Below are 23,134 nucleotides of genomic sequence, written 5' to 3'. Positions count from 1 at the left end.
GCCGCATCTTCCAAGACAACGACAATTAGGGGCCGGCAGTCACGCGATGAAACACCAGGCGCTAGGCCCCGGGCAGGGGACAAAGGGCAAGAGCGCGAAGGCGCAGCGGCGCAAGCGGCGGCGCTGGTTCGCACTTCTTCTGCTGCTGCTCGTCGTGATCGGAGCATCGGGCGCAAGCTGGGCCTGGTGGCACGATCACCACTGGTTGCCCGGACGCGATCTCTATCCGGTGCAGGGTATCGAGGTCGGCGCCGCGGACGGCGCGGTGAACTGGCCGTCTGCGCGAGCGACCGGAGTGGACTTTGCTTATATCGACGCCAGTTCGGGGGCGCATGCCCGCGATCCGCGCTTCGTCGCCAATTTCGAGGCGGCACGCGCGGCGGGCATGAAGGTCGGCGCGGTCCATGCCTACGATCCGTGCCAGACGGCGCAGGACCAGGCCGCCAATTTCGTCACCACCGTCCCGCGCGAAGACGATATCCTGCCGCCTGCGGTCGAGCTTTCGGCCCTCGCCGAGGATTGCGACACGCCGGTCTCCGACGCCAAGGTCGAGAGCGAGCTGATGACCTTCCTCAACCAGGTCGAAACGCATAGTGGCAAGCCGACCATGCTCAAGGTCACACAAGGTTTCGAGGCGCGCTATGGCATCGCCCGCAGGCTCGATCGCAACCTGTGGCTGGTGCGCGACCGCTTCGTGCCCGACTATGCCGGGCGCGACTGGACGATGTGGACCGCCAATGCCGCGCTCGCCAACGAGATTGCGCAAGGGCCGGTCCGCTGGCTAGTGGTGAACCCATGAGCGAATTTCCTGAGCGCAGCGATGATGCCTTCATTGTCTCGGACGAGACCCGCAATGGCCTGATGGCGCTGGCGCGCGAGGCAGCGGCAGGGGCCTATGCCCCCTATTCGTGCTTCCACGTCGGGGCTGCGCTGATGATGGCGGATGGCTCGGTCGTGACGGGGGCCAATGTCGAGAATGCCAGTTACGGCCTCTCGCTCTGTGCCGAGACCGTGGCGGTGGCCAAGATCCTCTCGCAGGTCGACGTGCCCTCGCGAGAGGCGCAGCATGGCAAGCTGCTGGCGCTGGCCGTGACCGGCGGTGCGCCCGGCGCTCCGGGGCAGGGCGATACGGTCACGCCTTGCGGGCGCTGCCGCCAAATGCTCAACGAAGTCGCGCAGCTGGGCGAGAGCGATCCGCTCGTGTGGTGCGACGGGGCCGAAGGCATCCTCGAGACCCGGCTCTCGACGCTGCTGCCCCACGCCTTCGGGCCAGCCAATCTGCTCTAGCCGGGTAACCGGGGGCGGACTTGCCCCCGGTATTCCCTCCAGGCCCGTTCAGGCGCCTTCGCGCTCGACCAGCCATTCGAGCAAGGTCGCCATGCAGTCGCGGCCAAGCTGGGTCGAGCGTTCCGGGCTCCATGCCTGCAGTGCATCGGGCGCCGGATCGTGGTCCTTGAACGGCATTTCGAGCGTCATCGCCACCGCGCCGAAGCGTTCCGCAACCTGGTTGGTCGAGAGGGCGAGATTGGCCTTGCCCGGGCTCGCCACCGGATAGCCCAGCTTGCGCTGGAAATCGGGCGTGCGCCGGTCGAGCAGTTCGCCGAAGCGATTATAGCCCGCCTTCTGTTCGTCCTTGAGCGAGGGGATGCCCTCGAAACCGGCAAGGAAGACCGCCGGGATCGCCTCGTCGCCGTGGACGTCCATGGCGAAGTCGACGCCGCTCGCGTCCATGGCGTTGCGCACCGCGAGCACCTCGGGCGAGGCCTCGGGGGTGGGCTCGGCCCATTCGCGGTTGAGGTTCGTGCCCACCGCATTGGTACGCAGGTGGCCGCGGCGCGAGCCGTCGGGGTTCATGTTGGGAACGACGTGCAGGCGGCAGCGCTTGCGCAGCTCGCGCCCGACCGAACTGGCACCGTCGGACAGCACGTCGAGCGCGCCTTCCATCCACCACTCGGCCATGCTCTCGCCGGGATGCTGGCGCGCGTAGAGCCAGACCTGCACTTGTCCCTCGCCGAACTCGAGGCAATCGAGCGGCTGGCCATCGAGCGTTGTACCAAGGCAGCGCAGCGTGGCACCCTCGGTCAGCGCGGTCGTCGCGACGAGGTCGTGGTGGCGCTCCATCGAATAGGGCGCGAAATAGGCGAACCAGGCCTGCTCGCTCTCGGGTACGTAGGTGATCGTCAGGCTGCCGCCGTCGAGGCTCTCGTCCCAGCTGCTGCCGGTTCGCGCCCACAGCTCGCGGTCTTCCGAGACGCAGGCGTTATAGCCGGGCCAGCCCATCGGATAGGCCGAGCCGTTGAGCCCGGTGATGCGCAAGGTCAGCTCGCGCCCGGCGATGCTCTCGCCCGCCGCAGGGCTGACGCGGAAGTGGAACCACTGCGCGAAGTCGGACTGGTGGTCACGGCGGATGGCGAGGCGCGCGGTGGCGCCGTCGATGCCGAGCACCTCGATGTTGCCCGAATCGAAGGCGGCGTGGATCTGGATCTGGGGGGTGGTCATTAGGGGGGACTTTTCCGTCATTTCACGAGGATGGTTTCGCCCGATTCTCCGGGGAAATCCTTGAACAGCGCTTCTGCCATCTTGGCGGCGCCGAGCGAGGTCTGCGCGAGCGGAGAATCCGCGCGCACCGCGAAGGCCGCGCGGCCTTCCCAGACGTGCTTGCGGGTCTGCGCATCGATGATTGTCACGGCGAGGCGGGTCTGGACCTGCTCCGGGGGCGGCCCGCTGAGGTCGATCCCGAGGCCGACGCCAAGGCCCGAGCCGTAGCTGCCGGTGCTGCCGCCAACGCCGACCGATACCGGCGAGCCGTTGCGGGTGGGGCGGTAGGTCGAGCGATCGAGCCGGACCAGCGCGATCTGGCTTGCGCCCGTCTGCCCGGGGAGCGGTTCGCGGTAGCCCGCCTTGGCCAGTTCCTGCGCGACCGCGGCGGAAAAGGTTCCAAGCTCGATCGAGTCGGGTTGACCTTCTGCGGGTTCGACGCGGATCGTGCCGCGGGTGAGCGGCTGGGTGGCGCCGACGTGGAATCGCGTCACCTCGACCGGGCCGACCGGTGCGACGCATGCGCTCAGTGCGAGCAGCGCGCCGCCAGTGGCGATTACGCAAAGTCGGCGCACGAGGCTGGTCATCGCTCTATCTCCATCGCGCCCGCTATGTCCTTGACGCGTCATGCGTTCGCGGCAGCGGTGCCTGAAAGCGATGTGGCCCCTTAGCCCGCGCGATGCAAGCTGGTCGCGCAGGCCGGTGGCCGGGCAGGGGGAAGGGCGTGACCCTCGCCCTGCACTCAGTCGCTGGGGGTGATCCCCGTGGCGGCAAGCGGCTGGACCTTCTCGCCTTCAGGGAAGCGGTCGAGCAAGGCCGAGGCCAGCCGGGCCGCGATTTCGCCGTCATCCCAGTCATCGTCGTCGTCGCGCGTCGCTATCTCGGCGTGACCTTCCCACAGCACCGTGCCGCCGACATGGTCGCGGATGCGCAGCGTCATGCGCGTGGCGACGAGCGCGCCGCGCGGCTTGGACAGGTCGACATTGACCGCCAGTCCATAGGCCGATCCATACGTGCCGACCGACATGGCGGCACTGCCACTGACCGGGTTGCGCTTTTCTTCGGCCGGGGTGAGCAGGCGTCGGTCGATCTCGATGCTGGCGACCTGCGCCTGCGCCGCATCGGGATGTAGCGTGTCGTAACCCGCGCTGACGAAACCATCCAGTACCGCAGCTTCGTAGATCGTGCGGGTCGCGGGCGCCATCCATGCGCTTTTCGCTTCCTGCGGCGGAGCATAAGCGGGCGGCGCAGGAGGGCCCGGCGGCTGTCCGGCGATCGGCTCGGCGCTGAGATTGCCGGTCTCGCTGACTGGCGTTTCTGCCGAGCGCGATTCAATGATGATCGGTCCCTTGCCGAGGCTGGCGGCCTGCGGGCTGTCGATCACGAAGCGCGAAACGTCGACACGGCCCTCTCGCGGATCGCGCTGGCTGGTCGAGCGGGTGCGGTAGGGTCGGTCGGGATAGGCGCCGCGCCAACCCATTCCACCCCAGCCCCGGTTGCCCCAGCCGCCCCAGCCTCCGGGGCCCTGCGCCATCGCGGGCGTGGTCACGGCGAGAGTTCCGAGCGCGCACAGGCCAGCGGCGAGGCTGCGCAGGCGGCGCGAGGCACGCAAGGCGGAGAGCTTTTCGCTCGGCAATGTCATGGGTGTTGCGATCTTTCTTCGGCGTTATTGGGGTCGCACCCCTGATTTCATGGGCCGCGCGCGATTGCCGTGCGATGAATGAACTGCCATAGGGCCGGGCGCAAGGCCCGCGTCTTTCGTGCGTATTGCGATGGCCTGCGTCATCCGGCGCTCGACGCGAAGCTTGACTCTGCGGTGCGCGCGGATTAACGGCGCTCTTCGATTTTCCGGCGGTCGGTAACCGCCAGACCAACCTGGACGAGACAAGACATGAAGATTCGCAACAGCCTCAAGTCGCTCAAGGGCCGTCACCGCGACAACCGCGTGATCCGTCGCCGTGGCCGTACCTACGTCATCAACAAGACGCAGCCGCGCTTCAAGGCGCGCCAGGGCTGATTCGTTTCGCCCCTCCTGTCGGTGCCGGCGGGAGTTGACGGCGGAAGGGTCCTTGCGATGACGTAACAGACCCCCGCCAAAAGCGGGGGTCTTGTCATGTCCGGAATAGATGCAGTCGTTTTCGATGTCGGTCGGGTGCTGGTGCAGTGGGATCTGCACCGTCTGCTGGCACGCGTCGTCGAGGATCCCGAGCGGCTGGCGCATGTCACGAACGAGGTGATCACCGAAGAGTGGCACTTCCGGCATGATGCGGGCGAGGCGCTGGCCGACCTCGTTGCCGAGCGCAAGGCACGGTTTCCGGGCAACGACGACGTGCTCGACGCTTACGCCACACGGTTCCTCGAGACGATACCCGGCAATATCCCCGGTACGCACGAGATCGTGCGCGAATTGTCCGCGCGCGAGGTCCCCCTCTACGTGATCACCAACTTCGCCAGCCCGTTCTGGCGCGAATACCGCGCGAGCGAGCCGCTGTTCGACCTGTTCGGCGATATCGTCGTCTCCGGTGACGAGAAGCTGGTGAAGCCTGATCCTGCGATCTACGAGCTGGCCGCAAGCCGCTTCGGGCACGCGCCGCAGCGCATGCTGTTCGTCGACGATCGCGCCGACAACATTGCCGGTGCCGCAGCGCTCGGCTGGAATGTGCACCACTTCCACGGGGCGGATGCGTTGCGCGCGGACCTCGTGGCGCGCGGGCTGCTTGACTGACAAGCCTGTGCGGGTTGCGGTCCGGGTCCGTCCCGCGGAGCGTTACCACCGTTAGACAATTTATTTCGCAAGTGCAGCGAGTGCGCTTGGCAAGTCCCGTTTCATGTTGCATCACATGGACAAACGGGAGTCACGATGACGGCTGCGAGCACACCGAAGTTCGACGAAATGCTCCACGAGGACGGCACCGTTCGTGCTGCCTACTCTGAATTTCGCAATTGGTACGATGCCCAAGACAAGTCCTGGCTGCGTCGGCAGGACGCGGAAGCGGAGCATTTCTTCCGGCGGATCGGAATTACCTTCAACGTTTACGGTGAAGCCGACGCGGAAGAGCGCCTGATCCCCTTCGACATGATCCCCCGGATCATCACCGCGAAGGAATGGCGCAAGCTGACCAAGGGCATCGAGCAGAGGGTGCGGGCGATCAACGCCTTCCTCCAGGATCTCTACCACCGTCAGGAGATCGTGCGTTCGGGCCGCCTGCCGATCAGCGCACTGCGCAACAACGATGCCTTTCTCTCGCAGATGATCGGCTTCACGCCGCCGGGCGGGGTCTATACCCACATCGTCGGCATCGACCTCGTGCGTACCGGCGAGGACGACTTCATGGTGCTCGAGGACAATGCGCGCACGCCTTCGGGCGTCTCGTATATGCTCGAGAACCGCGAGACGATGATGGCGATGTTCCCGGAGCTGTTCACGCAGATCCCGGTCCGCCAGGTCTCGGACTATCCGCGCCGGCTCGCGCGCTCGCTGCGTGCCTGCGCGCCGCCAGCCTACGATGCCGCTGCTGGCAAGCGTCCGGTGGTCGCGGTGCTGACACCGGGCATCTACAACTCGGCCTATTTCGAGCATGCCTTCCTCGCCGACCAGATGGGCGCCGAGCTAGTCGAGGGCAACGACCTGCGCATCATCAACGGGCGGGTCGCGATGCGCACGACCACCGGCTACAAGGCGATTGACGTCATCTACCGCCGCGTCGACGACGATTTCCTCGATCCGCTGACCTTCAATCCCGAATCCGCGCTTGGCGTGGCCGGGATCATGGACGTCTACCGTGCCGGCGGCGTCACCATCGCCAATGCGCCCGGCACCGGCATCGCCGACGACAAGGCGATCTATTCCTACATGCCCGAGATCGTCGAGTTCTACACCGGCGAGAAACCGATCCTGCAGAACGTGCCCACCTGGCGCTGCTCGGAAAGCGATGCGCTCGCCTACGTGCTCGACAACCTTAAGGATCTGGTCGTCAAGGAGGTCCACGGCTCGGGTGGATACGGCATGCTGATCGGGCCGACTTCCTCGAAGCGCGAACTCTCCGACTTCGAGGCCAAGCTTCGTGCGCGGCCGGAAAACTACATCGCCCAGCCCACGCTTTCGCTCTCGACCGTGCCGATCTTCACCAAAGAAGGGCTGGCGCCGCGCCATGTCGACTTGCGTCCCTTCGTACTGGTCTCGCCCGAAGGTATCGACATCACGCCGGGCGGACTGACGCGCGTGGCGCTCAAGAAGGGATCGCTGGTGGTCAATTCCTCGCAGGGCGGTGGCACCAAGGACAGCTGGGTGCTGGAGGACTGATGCTCGGACGTGCAGCCAATGGCGTATACTGGATGGCCCGCTATCTCGAGCGGGCCGAGAACACCGCGCGCCTGCTCGACGTGGGCTTCCACCTCGCGCTGACCAGCGCGAGCAAGGATTCGCAGTACGATGAATGGCGCTCGGTGCTCACCACCGCGGGCCTCGTCGACGAATACATCGAGAAGTACGGCGAGGACTTCGCCGGGCCTCAGGTGTTCAACTATGTCCTGCGCGACAAGGACAATCCCGGCTCCGTGCTGTGCATGATGGAAAATGCGCGAACCAACGCCCGCGTCGTGCGCACCTCGATCACCAATTCGGTGTGGGAGGCGATCAACGAGGGCTGGCTGACGATCAAGGACCTGCTTGCGCGGCCCGTGCGCGAAACCGGCCTGCGCGAGGCGCTCATGGCGATCCGGCGCACCAACATGCTGGTGCGCGGCGCCTTCGAGAACTCGATGCTGCGCAACGAGGTCTACAACTTCGCACGCATCGGCACCTTCATCGAACGCGCGGACAACACCGCGCGCATCCTCGACGTGAAGTACTACGTGTTGCTGCCAAGCACGGCCTGGGTCGGCTCGAACCTCGACAACCAGCAGTGGGACACGCTGCTGCGCTCGGTCGCGGGCAATCGCGCCTTCTCCTGGCTCAACGCGCATACGATGGAGCCGCGCGAGATCGCTCGCTTCCTGATCCTCGACGGCCAGTTCCCGCGCAGTCTCGTGTTCTGCTACGAGAAGATCCGCAGCAACATGGCTGGACTCGCCAAGGAATACGGCGGCGAGACGGCGGCGCATGAACTGCTGCGCGACACCGGTGCGGCGCTGCACCAGACCACGATCGAGGACATCTTCGAGCAGGGGCTGCACGAGTACCTGCAACTGGTGATTTCCAAGACGATCGACATCGGGAACGCGATCGCCGCCGACTATCGCTTCACAGAGTAAGGCTTTTTGTGCTGCTGACCGTCACTCATACCACCCGCTACGTCTTCACCGAGGCGGTTACCCACGGCCTGCAGCGCCTGCGTTTGCGGCCCAAGTCCACGCATGGTCAGGAAGTGCTGGACTGGACGATGGACCTCGCTGGCGCTCGCGTCGAGGCCGAATACGAGGACCAGAACCACAACCACGTGACCCTGGTCTCGATCGAGCAGGGCGCCGAAGAGGTCGTGGTGACCTGTTCGGGCACCGTGCGGACCAGCGACAACAATGGCGTCATCGGCATGCACTCGGGGCATATGCCCCTGTGGTGCTTCCTGAGACCGACCGCACTGACCAAGCCCGGAAGCAAGGTGCGGCAGCTGGTCTCCTCTATCGATGTCGACAAGGGCGATACGCTGGCCTTCCTCCACGCGTTGTCGCGCGCGGTCGGGCAGCAGGTCGAGTATGTCCCAGGACAGACCGACGTCGGCACTACTGCCGAGGAGGCGCTGGCGGCGGGCAAGGGCGTTTGCCAGGACCACGCGCACATCATGATCAGCGCCGGCCGCCTCGTCGACATTCCGATGCGCTACGTCGGCGGCTATCTCAAGATGGACGACCGCGAGGAGCAGGAGGCCGGGCATGGCTGGGCCGAGGCCCACGTGCCGGGGCTGGGCTGGGTCGGTTTCGACGTCTCCAACGAGGTCTGTCCCGACGATAGGTACATTCGCGTGGCCAGCGGTTGTGACTACAGCGAGGCGGCTCCGGTTACCGGTGTCGCGTCGGGAGGTGGGGATAGCCATCTCGATGTGCAGTTGTCGGTGGCCGAGAAGGTGCTAGGAGGACAGCAGCAGCAACAGTCTTCCGGGACCGGTCAGCAGTAGGATTCGCGTAAGGAGTCCTTGTTGGTCCGAACGCTGCAGCAAGGATAATCCAGAAAAGTCAGCCGGGTCGCACGGCTGTGCGAAGTGGTGCAGTTGAATTACGATGCATTCGATTCGGGTGCGTCCGCAAAGAGTGCAGGGGCCAAGACGTCGATGACCTATTGCGTTGGCATGATGCTGGAGCGTGGGCTCGTGCTCATGAGCGACACCCGCACCAATTCGGGCGTCGACAACATCTCCACCTTCCGCAAGATGCATCACTGGGAAATCTCGGGCGAGCGCATCATCTCGGTGATGACCGCGGGTAACCTCGCTACCACGCAGGCCGTGATCAGCCAGCTGGAGGAGCGCAACAAGGCACCGTCGCAGCGTAGCAATTCGCTGCTCGAGGCCGAGACCATGTTCCAGGTCGCGACGATCGTCGGCGATCTGCTGCGCGAGACGATCTCCTCGCGCGCAGAGGACAACGGTCCGCGCGCTGCGGCAGGTACCTTCAGCGCGACGATCATCGTCGCAGGCCAGATCGCCGGGATGGAACCGCGCCTGTTCCTGATCTACCCCGAAGGCAACTTCATCGAGGCGAGCTTCGATACGCCCTTCTTCCAGATCGGCGAGACCAAGTATGGACGCCCGATCCTGCTGCGCGGCTACCAGCCCGACATGAGCTTCGAGGCTGCGGTGAAGCTGATGACGGTCTCGTTCGACTCCACGCTCAAGGCCAATCTCTCGGTCGGCCTGCCGCTCGACCTGCTGGTGATCGAGCGCGACTGCTTCACTCCGCTTCACGAGCGCCGCATCGAGGCGGGCGATCCCTATCTGCAGGCCGTCTCTGAAGGCTGGGGCGAGGCCTTGCGTCAGGCGCTCGACGCGCTGCCGGACTACCGCATGGAAGCGCGCGCCGAGGCCGTTTCGGGCTGATACACGAGCCGATCCTGCCTCGTCGGGGGCAGGGGAGCCGCCGGGCTCAACGGCAGAAGCTGCCGTCGCTGGCTTCCAGATGGAAATGGTTCTCGTGCGCCGAGTTGTAGTCGGGGCCCAGCACCATTCCGAAACGCTTGCACGCGCTGTCATGGACGATGCGCAGGAAACGTCGCTCTTCCCGGCTCCCGCCCGACCAGTCGTCGAGCACGCTGATGCGGTGCCCGTCGGCCAGAACGAATGCGGAGACGTCGATTGCATTGGCGGTGGCATGACCTGAGCGTCGGCTCGTACCCGCGACGTTGCGGCAATTGTAGCTGCCATAGGTCTCGATCCGAGCCACCCGGCTACCGAAGATCTGTTCTGCCGCCCGGTCCACGCCGAAGCGCGCCCAACCGGCAAAGCCGGTCGCCATTGGGCAGGTCACCGGGCCAAGGTTGGTGAGGCTGAGCGAGGCGGTGTCACTGGCGAGCGAGGAGAGCTGCACCGTGCCAAGCGTCGAACAGCCTTTCCCGTAATACTTGTCCTCCAGTGGTCGGAAGCTGGCCTGCTGCGCGCCCAGCTTGCTGAGGCACTGACCGTACTCGGGTCGCGGCGAGAAGGTTCGGGTTGACTGGCGTACAGCCTGCCTGCTCGATTTTCCTGCGCCTTCGCGCGACTGCGGGGATTTCGAGCGTGGAATGTCGACACACCCGGCAAGCAGGCCGAGCAAAGGCAGGATCAGGACGGTACCGCGCATGGGGACGTTATCGCAATTCGTGATTAACCCGGGGTTTAGCGTGGGCCCAGTCTACCCGCCGGGCCATCCGGAGCAAACTCGGATTATCCCGGAGGGGAGTCGCCTCGGCGTGCGAATCGTTTGACTTTCACATTGGCAGGCTTAGATGCGGCTTCGGGCCACGCGGTCCCAACGCCGCGCGAGCTCTCTGTAAGGAGAGTCTTAAATGACTGATATCACGGTACCGGCGCGCAAGCCTGCGCGTCCGCATTTCTCGTCGGGTCCCTGCGCCAAGGCACCCACCTTTGCTCCCGAAAAGCTGGCCACCGAATCGCTGGGTCGTTCGCACCGCGCGAAGATCGGCAAGACGCGCCTTCAGTACTGCATCGACCTGATGCGCGAAGTGCTGCAGCTGCCCGACACCCACCGCATCGGTATTGTTCCCGGTTCCGACACCGGCGCCTTCGAGATGGCCATGTGGACCATGCTCGGCGCCAAGCCGGTCACCACGCTCGCCTGGGAAAGCTTCGGCGAAGGCTGGGTGACGGACGCCGTCAAGCAGCTCAAGCTCGACCCCACCGTGATCCGCGCCGACTACGGCCAGATCCCCGACCTCACCCAGGTGGATTGGAGCAACGACGTGCTCTTCACCTGGAACGGCACCACCTCGGGCGTGCGCGTTCCCAGCGCGGACTTCATTCCCGCCGACCGTGAAGGCCTGGCCTTCGCCGACGCGACCTCGGGCGTCTTCGCCTACGACATCGACTGGTCCAAGATCGACGTTGCCACCTTCTCCTGGCAGAAGGTCCTGGGCGGCGAGGGCGGCCACGGCGTTCTGATCCTCGGCCCCCGTGCGGTCGAGCGTCTGGAGAGCTACACCCCCGATCGCCCGCTCCCCAAAATCTTCCGCCTCACCAAGGGCGGCAAGCTGATCGAGGGCATCTTCAAGGGCGAGACGATCAACACCCCCTCGATGCTGGCCGTCGAAGACGCGATCTTCGCGCTGGAGTGGGCCAAGGATCTGGGCGGCCTCGAAGGCCTCAAGGCCCGTTCGGACGCCAACGCTGCCGCGCTCGACAAGATCGTAGCCGACCGCGACTGGCTCGGCCACCTGGCCGCCGATCCGGCGACCCGTTCGAAGACCTCGGTCTGCCTGACCGTCGAAGGCGCGGACACCGACTTCATCAAGAAGTTCGCCGCCGCTCTGGAGAAGGAAGGCGCGGCCTTCGATCTCGCCGGCTACCGCGATGCGCCCGCAGGCCTTCGCATCTGGTGCGGCGCCACGGTCAATACCCAGGACATCGAGGACCTCGGTCCCTGGCTTGACTGGGCCTACGCCACCGTCAAGGCCGCTGCCTGAGCATTCGCTCGGACGACCAACTAGATTCGTCATCCCCGCGAAGGCGGGGATCCAGTTTCAACCTCACATACAGACGCGAAGGCAGGACTGGATTCCCGCCTTCGCGGGAATGACGAGGAAAACATGACCAAGCCCAAAGTTCTCATTTCCGACAAGATGGACCCCAACGCCAAGCGCATCTTCGAAGAGCGCGGTTGCGATGTGGACGTCATCACCGGCGAAACGCCCGAGCAGCTGATCGCACGCATCGGCGAATACGATGGCCTCGCCATCCGTTCCTCGACGAAGGTCACCAAGGAAATCCTCGACGCCGCGACCAACCTCAAGGTCATCGGCCGCGCCGGCATCGGCGTCGACAACGTCGACATCCCCTATGCCTCGGGCAAGGGCGTCGTCGTCATGAACACTCCGTTCGGCAACTCGATCACCACCGCCGAGCACGCCATCGCCATGATGTTCGCGCTCGCTCGCCAGATCCCGGAAGCCAACGCGCAGACCAAGGAAGGCAAGTGGCCGAAGAACGCCTTTATGGGCGTCGAAGTCACCGGCAAGACGCTTGGCCTCATCGGCGCGGGCAACATCGGCTCGATCGTCGCCAGCCGTGCGCTCGGCCTCAAGATGAAGGTGGTCGCCTACGATCCGTTCCTGACGCCTGAGCGCGCCGTGGAAATGGGCGTTGAAAAGGCCGACCTCGATACGCTGCTCGCCAAGGCCGACTTCATCACGCTGCACACGCCGCTGACCGAACAGACCCGCAACATCCTCTCTGAAGACAACCTCGCCAAGACCAAGAAGGGCGTGCGCATCGTCAACTGTGCGCGTGGCGGCCTGATCGACGAGAACGCGCTCAAGAAGATGCTCGACAGCGGCCACGTCGCCGGTGCCGCGCTCGACGTGTTCCAGACCGAGCCGGCCAAGGAATCGCCGCTGTTCGAGTGCGACAACTTCATCTGCACCCCGCACCTCGGTGCATCGACCACCGAAGCGCAGGTCAACGTTGCGCTGCAGGTTGCCGAGCAGCTTGCTGACTACCTCGTCAATGGCGGCGTCACCAACGCGCTAAACATGCCCAGCCTCTCGGCCGAGGAAGCGCCCAAGCTCAAGCCGTACATGAAGCTTGCCGAACAGCTCGGCAGCCTCGTCGGCCAGCTGACCCGCGATTCGGTTCCGCGGATCTCGATCCACACCGAGGGCGCTGCTGCCGAGCTCAACATGAAGCCGATGGTCGCCGCTGTGCTCTCCGGTTTCCTGCGCGTCCAGTCGGACTCGGTGAACATGGTGAATGCCCCCTACCTCGCCAAGGAGCGCGGTCTGGAAGTGCGCGAGGTCAAGACCGAGCGCGAGGGCAACTACCACACGCTGATCCGCGTCTCGGTCAAGACCGAAGCGGGCGAGCGTTCGGTTGCCGGCACGCTGTTCAACAACGCCGATCCGCGCCTGATCGAGCTGTTCGGCATCAAGGTCGAGGCCGAACTGACCGGGCACATGATGTACATCGTCAACGAGGACGCCCCCGGCTTCATCGGCCGCATCGGTACCTTGCTGGGCGAGAACGGCATCAACATCGGCACCTTCAACCTGGGACGCCGCGAGGCCGGTGGCGAAGCAATCCTGCTGCTCTCGGTCGACTCCGCAGTGAACGACGAAGTGCTCAAGGCCGCCAACGAACTGCCCGGCGTGAAGCTGGTCAAGGCGCTGACCTTCGCCTGACAAAATGTCCTGACCGGTGCCGATCCGGCGTCGCCAGTCTCCCAACGGAAGGGGTCACGCCTTGGGCGTGGCCCCTTTTCGATTCCGTTCCGGAGCCCACGCGGCCAGTCTCCAGCCAGCGATGGAGCAATGTCGCTGGCCGCAATCTTGTTGCAATGTCCTGACAACACTGTGTGACACCCGGACCGCAACAATGGGTGCATGACAATCTTAGGACCTATCGAAACTGGCCTGCGCAGAGGCAAGTCTGCGCTCAATGCGACCCTGAGTGCCGCCATGGGGGTGCGCTACGTAAGCGACGTTCCCGAGCGGATGTGTCGACTCGGACTTCCCACTTATGCGGATGGCAAACGGCGGCGCATGATCGATGCGGTCCGTGCGCGTGGCGTCCTCTTCGTGCATGTGCCCAAGAATGCCGGAACCTCGATTTCGCACACGCTCTATGGCCAGCAGGTCAAGCACCGCACGGTGACCTATTACGCCAGCCTTGCGCCTGATCTGCTCGACTTGCCGAGCTTTGCCATCGTGCGCGATCCGGTCGACCGGTTCCTCTCTGCCTTCCATTTCGCGCGCACCGGCGGCAACCCGGAACGGCCGGTTTCGTCCGCGTTTCGCTCGCGCTACATGAAGTTCCGCGATCTCGACGACGCGATCGAGCACGTCGCGACGGCGCGTTCGATCTTCGATGTCGACCATATCTTCCGACCGCAAGGCTGGTATCTCGCGGACCGCGATCAGCGCATAGCCGTGGATCACCTCGTGCCATACCAGCAGATCGAGGCAATCGCCGGTCTGCCTTGCCTCAAGGGGCTTGGATGTGTGCCCCGGCTCAATGCAGGCAGGCGCTCGGCCATTTCGCTCAAGGCGCATCAACTGAGTTTCATCCGCGAGTTTTACGCGGCAGATTTCGCATTGCTGGAGCAGGCCGAAGCGCAGGTCGCGCCGCGAATTGCGCAGGCGGCTTGCTGAATCCGTCGATCTCGCCCTATAGGCTCGCCGCGAGGCCGCCCGGCGCTTTGCCGGGCCCGGGCCGCGACCGAGGATGGGAAGCGAAATGCACGAAACCGACCGCGATCTCTTGCCCGAGGGGCTGGGCGATCGCCTGCCGCAGCAGGCCTGGGCCGCACAGCATGTGCGCCGCGTTGCGCACGACGTGTTCGCCAGCCATGGCTATGACCGGGTAGAGGCCCCGATCCTCGAGTTCGAGAAGTCGCTCGCCAGCCGCATGGCCGGGGTGCAGGTGCGGCGTATGTTCCGCTTCGTCGACCCCGTCTCGCTGCGCCTCTTGGCGCTGCGTTCGGACATGACCGCGCAAGTCGCGCGCATCGCGGCGACCGGCCTTGCCAATGCGCCACGCCCCTTGCGTCTGTCCTATTCGGGCGCGGTTGCGCTGATCAAGGGCGACGGGCTCGATCCCACGCGTGAGCGCCTGCAGGTCGGGGCGGAGCTGGTCGGCAGCGACAGCGTCGCGGCTGCCGCCGAGATCGTCGAGCTCGCCATTGAGGCGCTCAAGGCTGCCGGTGCGACCGGCATCTCGGTCGACTTCACCTTGCCCGACCTCGTCGACACGCTCGGCGCCGAAGCGCTGCCGCTGCCCGCCTCGCGCATCGAGGCAGTGCGCGAGATGCTCGATGCCAAGGATGCGGGAGGTCTGGTCGATGCAGGGGGCGAGGGTTACCTGCCGCTGCTCTACGCTGTCGGTCCCTTCGCGAGCGCGATCGAGAAGCTCGCCGCCTTCGACACCCAGGGGGTGCTCGCCAGCCGCATCGCGGGGCTGCGCGAGATCGCCGAGCGCGTCGGTGACAAGGCGCGCATCACGCTCGATCCCTCCGAGCGTCATGGCTTCGAGTACCAGTCCTGGTTCGGCTTCACCATCTTCGCAGATGGCATCACCACGAGCATGGGCCGCGGCGGTACCTACCAGATTCTCGGCCAGACCGGACGCAATCCCGAACCCGCGACCGGTTTCTCGCTCTATCCCGATCCGCTGGTCGAGGTACTCGCAGGGCAGGATGGCGAGCGCCGCAAGCTGTTCCTGCCGCTCGGCCACGATGCGGGCATCGCTGCGCGCCAGCGGGCGATCGGCTGGTCGACGGTCGCGGCCCTCTCGGATGCGGACGACCCGGTCGCGCTGGGATGCTCGCACCGGCTCGAAGGGGGTGAGGCGGTCGCGCTCTGAGGCGTCGCCGTCCGTCCTGCCGGGGTTGACTCGGGCGCGCTTTGCGTTAGGGCGCGCACCGCACATCCGGGCGCGTACTTGCGCGCCCTTCGCTCCATCCGCTACGCCGAGTCCTGTCGAAGGGCGTTTCTGGATCACCTGGCAGGTGGAGGAGTGTATCCGTGGCCAACGTAACCGTGATCGGCGCCCAGTGGGGCGATGAGGGCAAGGGCAAGATCGTCGACTGGCTCGCCAGCCGCGCCGATGCCGTCGTCCGCTTCCAGGGCGGTCACAACGCGGGCCATACGCTCGTCGTGGGCGAACAGGTCTACAAGCTCTCGCTGCTGCCTTCGGGCATCGTCACCGGCACGCTGTCGATCATCGGCAACGGCGTCGTGCTCGATCCCTGGCACCTCAAGTCCGAAGTCGAGAAGCTGCGCGGACAGGGCGTGGAGATTAACGCCGACAACTTTGCCATTGCCGACAACTGCCCGTTGATCCTGCCGGTCCACCGCGAGCTCGACGGCCTTCGCGAGGCGGCCGCTGGCGCAGGCAAGATCGGCACCACCGGTCGCGGCATCGGCCCGGCATACGAGGACAAGGTCGGCCGCCGCGCGATCCGCGTCTGCGACCTTGCCCACCTCGACGCCCTCGAGCCGCAGCTCGACCGCCTGTGCGCGCACCACGACGCGCTGCGTGCGGGCTTCGGTCAGGAGCCGATTGACCGCGAGGCGCTGCTGAACGAACTGCGCGAGATCGCGCCCTTCGTGCTCCAGTTCGCAGGGCCCACCTGGCGCCGTCTCAACAAGGTCAAGAAAGCGGGCGCGCGCATCCTCTTCGAGGGCGCGCAGGGCGTGCTGCTCGACGTCGACCACGGCACCTATCCCTTCGTCACCAGCTCGAACACCGTCTCGGGCACCGCTGCGAGTGGGTCGGGTCTCGGTCCCTCGGCGACCGGTTTCGTGCTCGGCATCGTCAAGGCCTACACCACGCGTGTCGGCTCGGGTCCATTCCCGACCGAGCTCGAGGACGAGACCGGCCAGCGCCTCGGCGAACGCGGCCATGAATTCGGCACGGTTACCGGGCGCAAGCGTCGCTGCGGCTGGTTCGATGCCGTGCTGACCCGCCAGTCCTGCGCCATCTCGGGCGTGACCGGTATCGCACTGACCAAGCTCGATGTGCTCGACGGCTTCGAGAAGGTGAAGATCTGCACCGGCTATCGCCTCAATGGCAAGGTGCTCGACTATTTCCCGAGCCATGCCGCCGACCAGGCTGGTGTCGAGCCGATCTACGAGGAAATGGACGGCTGGCAGGGTACCACCGCAGGCGCGCGCTCGTGGGCGGACCTGCCTGCGCAGGCGATCAAGTACATCCAGCGCGTGCAGGAACTGATCGAGACCCCGGTTGCGCTGGTCTCGACCAGCCCAGAGCGCGAGGACACCATCCTCGTGCGCGATCCTTTCGCGGACTGATCGCGATGCGGGGCAAGCCATGGCCTGCCCCGCTTTTCGCAGCCCTGCTTGCCGGCCTCGGCATTGTGTCGATGCCGGCGATCGCTGCGCCGGAACCTGCGAGCCGGATCGCCTACGAAGAAATCGATAACGATCCGGCCGTCACCTGGCGCGAGCAGGGTGTGGCAGGCATGTCCGCGCCAGCCCCAGTCCGTGCCGCTGTCGCAGGGAAGGGCGCCTCGCCCCGTCCGATTGCAACCGACCTGGTGCGTATCCACAAGGCACGGCGGCGGCTCGAACTGTGGAGTGCAGGACAACTCGTCCATGCCATCGCCGATATCCAGTTGGGTGACGCGCCGCGCGGGGCCAAGCGTTTCGAAGGCGATGAGCGCACTCCCGAGGGGCGCTACACGATCGACTGGGCCAACCCGCGCTCGCGCTACTACCTCAGCCTGCACATCTCCTATCCCGATATGCGCGACCGGGCCTATGCTGCTGCGCGCGGTCGATCGGCGGGCGGTATGATCATGATCCACGGTCAGCCCAATGGCCTCGTCGAGGGGCGCGTGGCGGGTGACTGGACCGACGGCTGCATAGCCTTGTCCAATGCGCAGATGGATCTGCTGTGGGCCAGCGTCAGCGATGGAACCCGGATAGAAATCCTGCCTTGAGTGGCGGGGGCGGCCTTGGCTGTGCCAGAGTATCGAAGATTGTTGCGTCCCAAGCCGCGCAATTGATATTCGGGCAGCCCGGTCACGATAGCTTCAAAACTGCCATTCGGGCGCGCGCTCGGAACGGATATGTCGCGAGTGCAGTCGATTGCATTCAGCGACATTGCTGGCTCGTAAATTGCACGTTACGCAACTTGTCAGAATATACTTAGGTTCCTAACTAAGCGCTCATGCCGAATCGTGATGGACTACAAGGCGCGCTCCCGGCGCGTGTGATTACCCTGGCGCGTAGCTGGCGCCAGCTGGCGGACCGCGTGCTGGCCTCGCTCGATATCTCGAACTCGACCGGGTACGCATTGCTCCATCTCGAGCGGATGGGACCGGGCACCCGGCAGTCCGATCTCGCGCGCGAGATCGGCATTGCCGAGGCCTCGCTGGTGCGCACCTTGCAGCAGCTCGAACGCTCGGGGCTCGTCGCGCGCGAACCCGATCCCGAAGACGCGCGCGCCAAGTGCCTGCACCTTACCGAGCAGGGCGCTGTCCTCGCGCGCAGCATCGACGACCGCCTGCGCAGCCTGCGCGGGCAACTGCTCGACGGCATCTCGTCCGAAGATCTCGACACCACGGTCGCGGTGCTCGATCTCGTGGCGCGCCGTGTCGGGGAATGGCGGGGGCGGCCATGACCGACCGTTGGGGCATCAGTACCGCGGTCTTCAGCCTCAAGTGCTACATCGCGGCCATGCTGGCGACCTTCATCGCCTTCTCGATCGGGCTCGAGCGGCCCTATTGGGCGTTCCTGACCGCGTATATCGTGTCGGGCCCCTTTGCAGGTGCGGTTGTCTCGCGCGCACTGTTCCGCCTGATCGGGTCGTTCGTGGGCGCCTGCTTCTCGATCCTGGTGGTGCCGCCACTGGCACACAGTCCGGTGATGCTGGTCACGGCGATGACGTGCTGGCTGGGGATTTGCGTGTTCCTCTCGCTGCTCGATCGCAAGCCCACTTCGTATATGTTCGTGCTCTCGGGCTATACCGCAGGGCTGATCGTGTGGCCGATTGTCGACGCGCCCCAGCACATTTTCGACGTCGCCACCCTGCGAGCGCAGGAGATCGCGATCGGGATCATCTGTTCGGCACTGATCCACGGCGTTGTCCTGCCTGCATCCGTCTCGCGCGCGCTGGCGGGCAGGATCGGTGCGATCCTCAAGGATGCCGAGGCCTGGAGTCGCGATACGCTCGATCTGGAGCCCGACCCGAACATCGATATCGAGCGCCGCCGTCTTGCGCTCGATATCACCGAACTGCACCAGCAGTCGGTTCACCTCCCGTTCGAGACCACGCAGACCGCGCCGCGCGTGAAGGTGGTACGTGCGCTGGAGGGCAACCTTGCCGAACTCATGCCGCTGGGCGCAGCAGTCGCCGATCGTATCGCCACCTTGCGCGAGAACGGAGCCATCTCAGAGCCGACCGAGACGCTCATTGCCGATATTCGCGCCTGGATCGATGCGTTGAGCGACGATCTCGTGTCGATCGAGAAGTCGGGCGAAGCGCTGATCCGGCGCTGCGAAGCGCTCGAACCTGCAATTCGTGGCGACAGCGATTGGCTCGAGCTGATCGAGATGAGCTTGATCGCCCGGCTGGGCAATCTCGTCAGTGCACATCTCAACTGCCGTGTTCTCAAGGCACAATACGTCGCTCCCAGCACCCGCCCGGTTTCGCCGCGCGTGCCCGATCTGCTCGCGGCGGTGGGCGAACGCCGGCTCAATCGCGACTATACGGGGGCTGCCCGCGCTGCGGCGGGGGCGATGCTGACGGTCGTCGTCGGCTCGCTGATCTGGCACTATAGCGGCTGGAGCGATGGTGGCACCTTCCTGATGCTGGCTTCGGTTTTTCCCGCGCTTTTCGGCGCGATGGACAATTCGATCCCGCCCGTCGTGGGCTTCTTCAAGGGAACGGTCCTCTCGGTGCTCATCGCGGGAACCTATGGCTTCGCAATTCTGCCGATGCTCGACGGGTTCCCGGAGATGGCGGTCGCGCTTGCGCCGGCTCTCCTCGTGCTCGGGGCGCTCATGGCCAATCCACGCACGATGGGATTCGCACTGCCCACGATGCTCGGCCTGGGGAGCCCTTTCATCATCTCCGAACAGTATGGTGCCGATCTCGGGCCCGGTGTGCCAGCGACCTTCGCCACTTTCCTCAACTCGCAGATCGCGACCTTCTGCGCGATTTTCTTCGCTGCCGGGATGATCCGCATCATCCAGACCGCCGGGGTGAAGCATGCGATCAGGCGCAACCTGACCGCTGGCTGGAACAACCTTGCCGAGCGCAGCAACCGCTGGAGCAAGCCCGACGTGCAAGGCTGGATTTCGCGGATGCTCGATCGCCAGGCACAGCTTGGACCGCGGCTCAAGGCGGCGGGCCGTTCGCAGGGCGAGCCACTCTACGATATCCTGCGCGACCTGCGCGCCGGTGTCGCCATCGGGGAGCTGCGCAATCTTCGCAGCGATCTCGACCGCGAACGGCAGGAGCCGGTCACCCAGGTGCTGGTCGGCATGGGGCGCTACTATCGCAGCCTGCGCCCGGACCAGCCCCTGCCCGAGGCGCCCGACCTGCTCGGACGCATAGATGAGGCGCTGGATCGCTTCAGGGGCGATCCGCAGGAAAACGTCCGCAGGCGTGCCGCACTCCCGCTCATCACGCTTCGCCGCACCCTTTTCGCCGATGCTCCGCCATTCGCGGGCATTTCATCCCCTTCCGGAGGTAAGCCATGAACGGAGAGCTCTCGCTCAACGGCATCTACGTGCCGACCCTGCTGGTCTTCGGCATCATCGCGGCCCTGTGCACGATGGCCTTGATGCGGCTGTTCAACCGCCTCGGTGTCTACCGCTTCGTCGCCTACCGCGCTCTGGTGGATGTCGCCCTTTTCGTCATCGTCTTCGGTGGCGTCGCCTTTCTCGCTCCCCAATTCGGTTTCGCTCCATGAAAAACACACTCGCCATGCTTGGCCGCAGCGCCGCAACCATCGTCATCGTTCTCATCGCGCTCGTTGTCGCGGTCTGGATGTGGAACCATTACGAGCGTACTCCGTGGACACGCGATGGCCGTGTGCGCGCCGACGTCGTGCGGGTGACGCCCGATATCTCGGGGCTGGTCACATCGGTCGAGGTCCATGACAATCAGGAGGTGAAGGCCGGTGACTTGCTCTTCGTGCTCGACAAGCCACGCTACTCCCTGGCGGTCGAGCAGGCACGCGCCTCGGTTGCCAGCGCGCGCGCTACGCTGGCGCAGGCCCGGCGCGAGGCGAACCGCGACCGCGCGCTCGGCGATCTGGTGGCGGCCGAGACCCACGAGCAGAACCTTGCCCGCGTCCAGACCGCCGAGGCGGCGCTGGCCGAGGCGCGCAGCGCGCTCGACGGCGCGCAGCTCAACCTGAAGCGCACACAGGTCCATGCCTCGGTTGACGGCACCGTGACCAACCTCGACTTGCATCCGGGCGACTATCTTGCGGCGGGCAATCAGGCGATGGCGCTGGTCGACCGTGCCTCGCTGCGCATCGAGGGCTACTTCGAGGAAACCAAGCTGCCGATGATCCGTGTCGGTGCGCCGGTCCAGGTCCATCTGATGGGCGAGGACGAGGACCTTGAAGGGCGGGTCGAGAGTATCGCTGCAGGCATTTCCGACAGCTCGCGCGGCAATGCCAGCAACCTGCTGCCCGATGTCGAGGCGACCTTCGCATGGGTGCGACTGCCGCAGCGCATCCCGGTTCGCATCAAGCTCGTCAACGTGCCCAAGGACGTGCGTCTCGTACTCGGGCGTACGGCGACAGTCACCGTCGAGCAGGTCGGAGAGAGGGGCGACAAGCCATCCGCAGGCAGGGCCGGCAAGAACCCGGCGCCGGCCAGCCAGGGAGGTCGTTCGTGATGGTCCCGCGCAAGCTAGGCGCCTGCAGCGCGCTCGGTGCTCTCGCCCTCGCGCTTGCCGGGTGCAGCACGGCAGGGCCGGATTACCGCCCTCCCGAAGCCGCGGTGGCCAACCTGCCCGGTGCACAGGGAAACTTCGATTCGGCTGAAGGCGACGCCTTTTCGCAGGCTCCATTGCCCGATCACTGGTGGCGGCTCTACGATGACCCGCGCCTTGATGCACTGGTCGAGGAGGCGCTTGCTGCCAATGCCGATCTGCGCGTGGCCGAGGCCAACCTCGAGCGTGCCCAGGCAGCCGTGCGCGAGGCGGCTGGCGCAGAAGGGCTGGGGGTCGAACTGGGCGCCCAGGCAACCGCTGAACGCAACTACTCTCTGCGATCCGCCCAGACCAGCCTGCCGGGCGTGATCACCAGCCAGCTGGGCCTGAGCTTCAATTACCCGCTCGACCTCAAGGGCAAGCTCAAGCGTGGCATCGAGGCCAGCATCGCTGATCGCGAAGCGGTAGAGGCCGCGCGCGACGCCGTGCGGATATCTGTCGCGGCGGCCACCGCGCGGGCCTATGCCAGCGTCTGCGCGGCAAACTACCAGATCGCGACAGTCGAGCAGGTGGTCTCGCTGCAGGAAAAGACGCTCGATGCGACGACCCGTCTGCAAAAGGGCGGGCGCGGCACGGCCTTCGATGTCAGCCGTGCACGCACCGCTGTCGAGACGAGCAAGGCGAGCCTTCCCGGCTTCTATGCGCGGCGCAAGGCCGGGCTCTACCTGCTGGCGACACTGACCGGCAAGCCGCCCGCCGACTACCCGAGGCAGGTTGCCGACTGCTCTGCGCTGCCCAGCCTGCGTGAGGCAATGCCGGTGGGCGATGGTGCCGCGATGATCCGGCGCCGCCCCGACATCCGCGAGGCCGAGCGCCGGATTGCCGGTGATACTGCCCGTATCGGCGTGCAGATGGCCGACCTTTATCCTTCGGTTTCAATTGCGGGCGGACTGATGGGCTTCAACCAGCTGCGCAATCTGCCCAAGGAAGAGTCGCTCAGTTTCGGCCTTGGTCCGTTGCTCTCGTGGAACTTCCCTTATCGCGCCGAAGTGCGGGCCCGCATCGATGGTGCCGAAGCGCAGGTGAAGGCCGATATCGCGCAGTTCGACGCGACCGTGCTCGAGGCTCTAAGGGGAACTGAAGAGGCACTCGATACCTATGCTCGCGATCGCGAGCAGGCGCAGGCGCTCGGGCGGGCGGCCGACAGTGCGGCCACTTCGGCTAGCCAGGCGGGCAAGCTGTTCCGGTACGGTCGCAGCGATTTCCTCTCGCTGCTCGATGCGCAAGGCGCGCTCGCCTCGGCGCGGGTCAGCCATGCCGCAGCTCAGGCGGCGCTGATCGATGACCAGATTTCGGTTTTCCTCGCGCTGGGCGGCGGCTGGCAGCAGGCGGGGGATACGACCTCGGGCGAGATGCCGGAGGTTTCGAGCGACTGAGGCAGGCGCAACGTGCGCGGACGAGGCTGCGGGTAGTGGGTGTGCGCGTTGCCCGCGATACCTTCTCGCCGCCAGCTTCGGGACAGTCGTTAGTCGCTTTCGCGGTCC

At 65.6% G+C, this 23,134-nt stretch carries 23 protein-coding genes; 19 read left to right on the top strand and 4 right to left on the bottom strand.

Annotated features, from left to right (window positions below):
* The first annotated feature begins 46 nt into the window (after positions 1-46).
* Both I5E68_RS13130 and I5E68_RS13125 read left to right on the top strand, forming a co-directional pair.
* Entirely contained in the window at positions 47-799 is a 753-nt protein-coding gene (locus I5E68_RS13130) for a glycoside hydrolase family 25 protein (protein ID WP_197164315.1), read from the top strand.
* A complete protein-coding gene (locus I5E68_RS13125) occupies positions 796-1,287 on the top strand; it encodes a cytidine deaminase (protein ID WP_197164314.1) in 492 nt (163 codons plus the stop codon). Before I5E68_RS13130 ends, I5E68_RS13125 begins: the two co-directional genes overlap by 4 nt.
* A gap of 48 nt (positions 1,288-1,335) precedes the next feature.
* Here I5E68_RS13125 and I5E68_RS13120 read toward each other — a convergent pair whose 3' ends face one another.
* The 3 genes from I5E68_RS13120 to I5E68_RS13110 form a co-directional block, all read right to left on the bottom strand.
* Entirely contained in the window at positions 1,336-2,499 is a 1,164-nt protein-coding gene (locus I5E68_RS13120; protein ID WP_197164313.1) for a M14 family metallopeptidase, read from the bottom strand.
* A 17-nt stretch (positions 2,500-2,516) separates the two neighbouring features.
* A complete protein-coding gene (locus tag I5E68_RS13115; RefSeq protein ID WP_197164312.1) occupies positions 2,517-3,125 on the bottom strand; it encodes a DUF4136 domain-containing protein in 609 nt (202 codons plus the stop codon).
* A gap of 155 nt (positions 3,126-3,280) precedes the next feature.
* The gene (locus I5E68_RS13110) at positions 3,281-4,180 is read right to left on the bottom strand and encodes a hypothetical protein (RefSeq protein WP_197164311.1); all 900 of its coding nucleotides are present in this window, start codon (positions 4,178-4,180) and stop codon (positions 3,281-3,283) included.
* 249 nt (positions 4,181-4,429) lie between these two features.
* On the opposite strand from I5E68_RS13110, the gene ykgO reads away from it, so the two are divergent.
* The 6 genes from ykgO to I5E68_RS13080 all read left to right on the top strand — a co-directional run bounded on the left by ykgO (position 4,430) and on the right by I5E68_RS13080 (position 9,569).
* Positions 4,430-4,555: a type B 50S ribosomal protein L36 gene (ykgO, locus tag I5E68_RS13105; protein ID WP_123152541.1), complete on the top strand. Its 126-nt coding sequence runs from the start codon at positions 4,430-4,432 to the stop codon at positions 4,553-4,555.
* Positions 4,556-4,651: 96 nt separating this feature from the next.
* On the top strand, positions 4,652-5,263 hold the full coding sequence (locus I5E68_RS13100) for an HAD family hydrolase (RefSeq protein ID WP_197164310.1): 612 nt from the start codon (positions 4,652-4,654) through the stop codon (positions 5,261-5,263).
* Positions 5,264-5,398: 135 nt separating this feature from the next.
* Complete coding sequence (locus tag I5E68_RS13095; protein ID WP_197164309.1) at positions 5,399-6,841, top strand: circularly permuted type 2 ATP-grasp protein; 1,443 nt, start codon at positions 5,399-5,401, stop codon at positions 6,839-6,841.
* Positions 6,841-7,791, top strand: coding sequence for an alpha-E domain-containing protein (locus tag I5E68_RS13090; RefSeq protein WP_197164308.1), 951 nt, complete (start codon positions 6,841-6,843; stop codon positions 7,789-7,791). The genes I5E68_RS13095 and I5E68_RS13090 overlap by 1 nt, the downstream gene beginning before the upstream one ends.
* Positions 7,792-7,799: 8 nt before the next feature.
* The gene (locus I5E68_RS13085) at positions 7,800-8,651 is read left to right on the top strand and encodes a transglutaminase family protein (protein ID WP_197164307.1); all 852 of its coding nucleotides are present in this window, start codon (positions 7,800-7,802) and stop codon (positions 8,649-8,651) included.
* 153 nt (positions 8,652-8,804) lie between these two features.
* A complete protein-coding gene (locus I5E68_RS13080) occupies positions 8,805-9,569 on the top strand; it encodes a proteasome-type protease (protein ID WP_197164305.1) in 765 nt (254 codons plus the stop codon).
* Positions 9,570-9,615: 46 nt separating this feature from the next.
* Here I5E68_RS13080 and I5E68_RS13075 read toward each other — a convergent pair whose 3' ends face one another.
* Positions 9,616-10,308: an extensin family protein gene (locus I5E68_RS13075; protein ID WP_197164303.1), complete on the bottom strand. Its 693-nt coding sequence runs from the start codon at positions 10,306-10,308 to the stop codon at positions 9,616-9,618.
* A gap of 205 nt (positions 10,309-10,513) precedes the next feature.
* Between I5E68_RS13075 and I5E68_RS13070 the strand changes: the two genes are divergently transcribed.
* From I5E68_RS13070 to I5E68_RS13020, 11 genes are all read left to right on the top strand, one after another.
* Positions 10,514-11,647 carry a phosphoserine transaminase gene (locus I5E68_RS13070; protein WP_197164301.1) on the top strand — a complete coding sequence of 378 codons (1,134 nt, stop codon included), beginning with the start codon at positions 10,514-10,516 and terminating at the stop codon, positions 11,645-11,647.
* Between the two features lie 123 nt (positions 11,648-11,770).
* A complete protein-coding gene (serA, locus tag I5E68_RS13065; RefSeq protein WP_197164299.1) occupies positions 11,771-13,357 on the top strand; it encodes a phosphoglycerate dehydrogenase in 1,587 nt (528 codons plus the stop codon).
* Between the two features lie 360 nt (positions 13,358-13,717).
* Positions 13,718-14,326 carry a sulfotransferase family 2 domain-containing protein gene (locus I5E68_RS13060; RefSeq protein ID WP_197164298.1) on the top strand — a complete coding sequence of 203 codons (609 nt, stop codon included), beginning with the start codon at positions 13,718-13,720 and terminating at the stop codon, positions 14,324-14,326.
* A gap of 85 nt (positions 14,327-14,411) precedes the next feature.
* Positions 14,412-15,536 carry an ATP phosphoribosyltransferase regulatory subunit gene (locus I5E68_RS13055; RefSeq protein WP_197164297.1) on the top strand — a complete coding sequence of 375 codons (1,125 nt, stop codon included), beginning with the start codon at positions 14,412-14,414 and terminating at the stop codon, positions 15,534-15,536.
* 161 nt (positions 15,537-15,697) lie between these two features.
* Complete coding sequence (locus tag I5E68_RS13050; protein WP_197164296.1) at positions 15,698-16,987, top strand: adenylosuccinate synthase; 1,290 nt, start codon at positions 15,698-15,700, stop codon at positions 16,985-16,987.
* Between the two features lie 71 nt (positions 16,988-17,058).
* Complete coding sequence (locus I5E68_RS13045; protein WP_228726975.1) at positions 17,059-17,637, top strand: L,D-transpeptidase family protein; 579 nt, start codon at positions 17,059-17,061, stop codon at positions 17,635-17,637.
* Positions 17,638-17,909: 272 nt separating this feature from the next.
* Positions 17,910-18,320 (top strand): MarR family transcriptional regulator, encoded by a 411-nt coding sequence (locus I5E68_RS13040; RefSeq protein ID WP_323982164.1) that lies wholly within the window; start codon positions 17,910-17,912, stop codon positions 18,318-18,320.
* Positions 18,317-20,404, top strand: coding sequence for an FUSC family protein (locus tag I5E68_RS13035; protein WP_197164294.1), 2,088 nt, complete (start codon positions 18,317-18,319; stop codon positions 20,402-20,404). Before I5E68_RS13040 ends, I5E68_RS13035 begins: the two co-directional genes overlap by 4 nt.
* Positions 20,401-20,616: a DUF1656 domain-containing protein gene (locus I5E68_RS13030; protein WP_197164293.1), complete on the top strand. Its 216-nt coding sequence runs from the start codon at positions 20,401-20,403 to the stop codon at positions 20,614-20,616. The genes I5E68_RS13035 and I5E68_RS13030 overlap by 4 nt, the downstream gene beginning before the upstream one ends.
* Positions 20,613-21,554 (top strand): efflux RND transporter periplasmic adaptor subunit, encoded by a 942-nt coding sequence (locus tag I5E68_RS13025; protein WP_197164291.1) that lies wholly within the window; start codon positions 20,613-20,615, stop codon positions 21,552-21,554. Before I5E68_RS13030 ends, I5E68_RS13025 begins: the two co-directional genes overlap by 4 nt.
* Entirely contained in the window at positions 21,554-23,026 is a 1,473-nt protein-coding gene (locus I5E68_RS13020; RefSeq protein WP_197164289.1) for an efflux transporter outer membrane subunit, read from the top strand. Before I5E68_RS13025 ends, I5E68_RS13020 begins: the two co-directional genes overlap by 1 nt.
* Positions 23,027-23,134 lie beyond the last annotated feature (108 nt).

It is taken from the genome of Novosphingobium aureum (assembly GCF_015865035.1).
Lineage (GTDB): Bacteria > Pseudomonadota > Alphaproteobacteria > Sphingomonadales > Sphingomonadaceae > Novosphingobium > Novosphingobium aureum.
The sequence above is the reverse complement of the archived record's forward strand: the minus strand, read 5'-3'. Positions and strand labels throughout refer to the sequence as shown.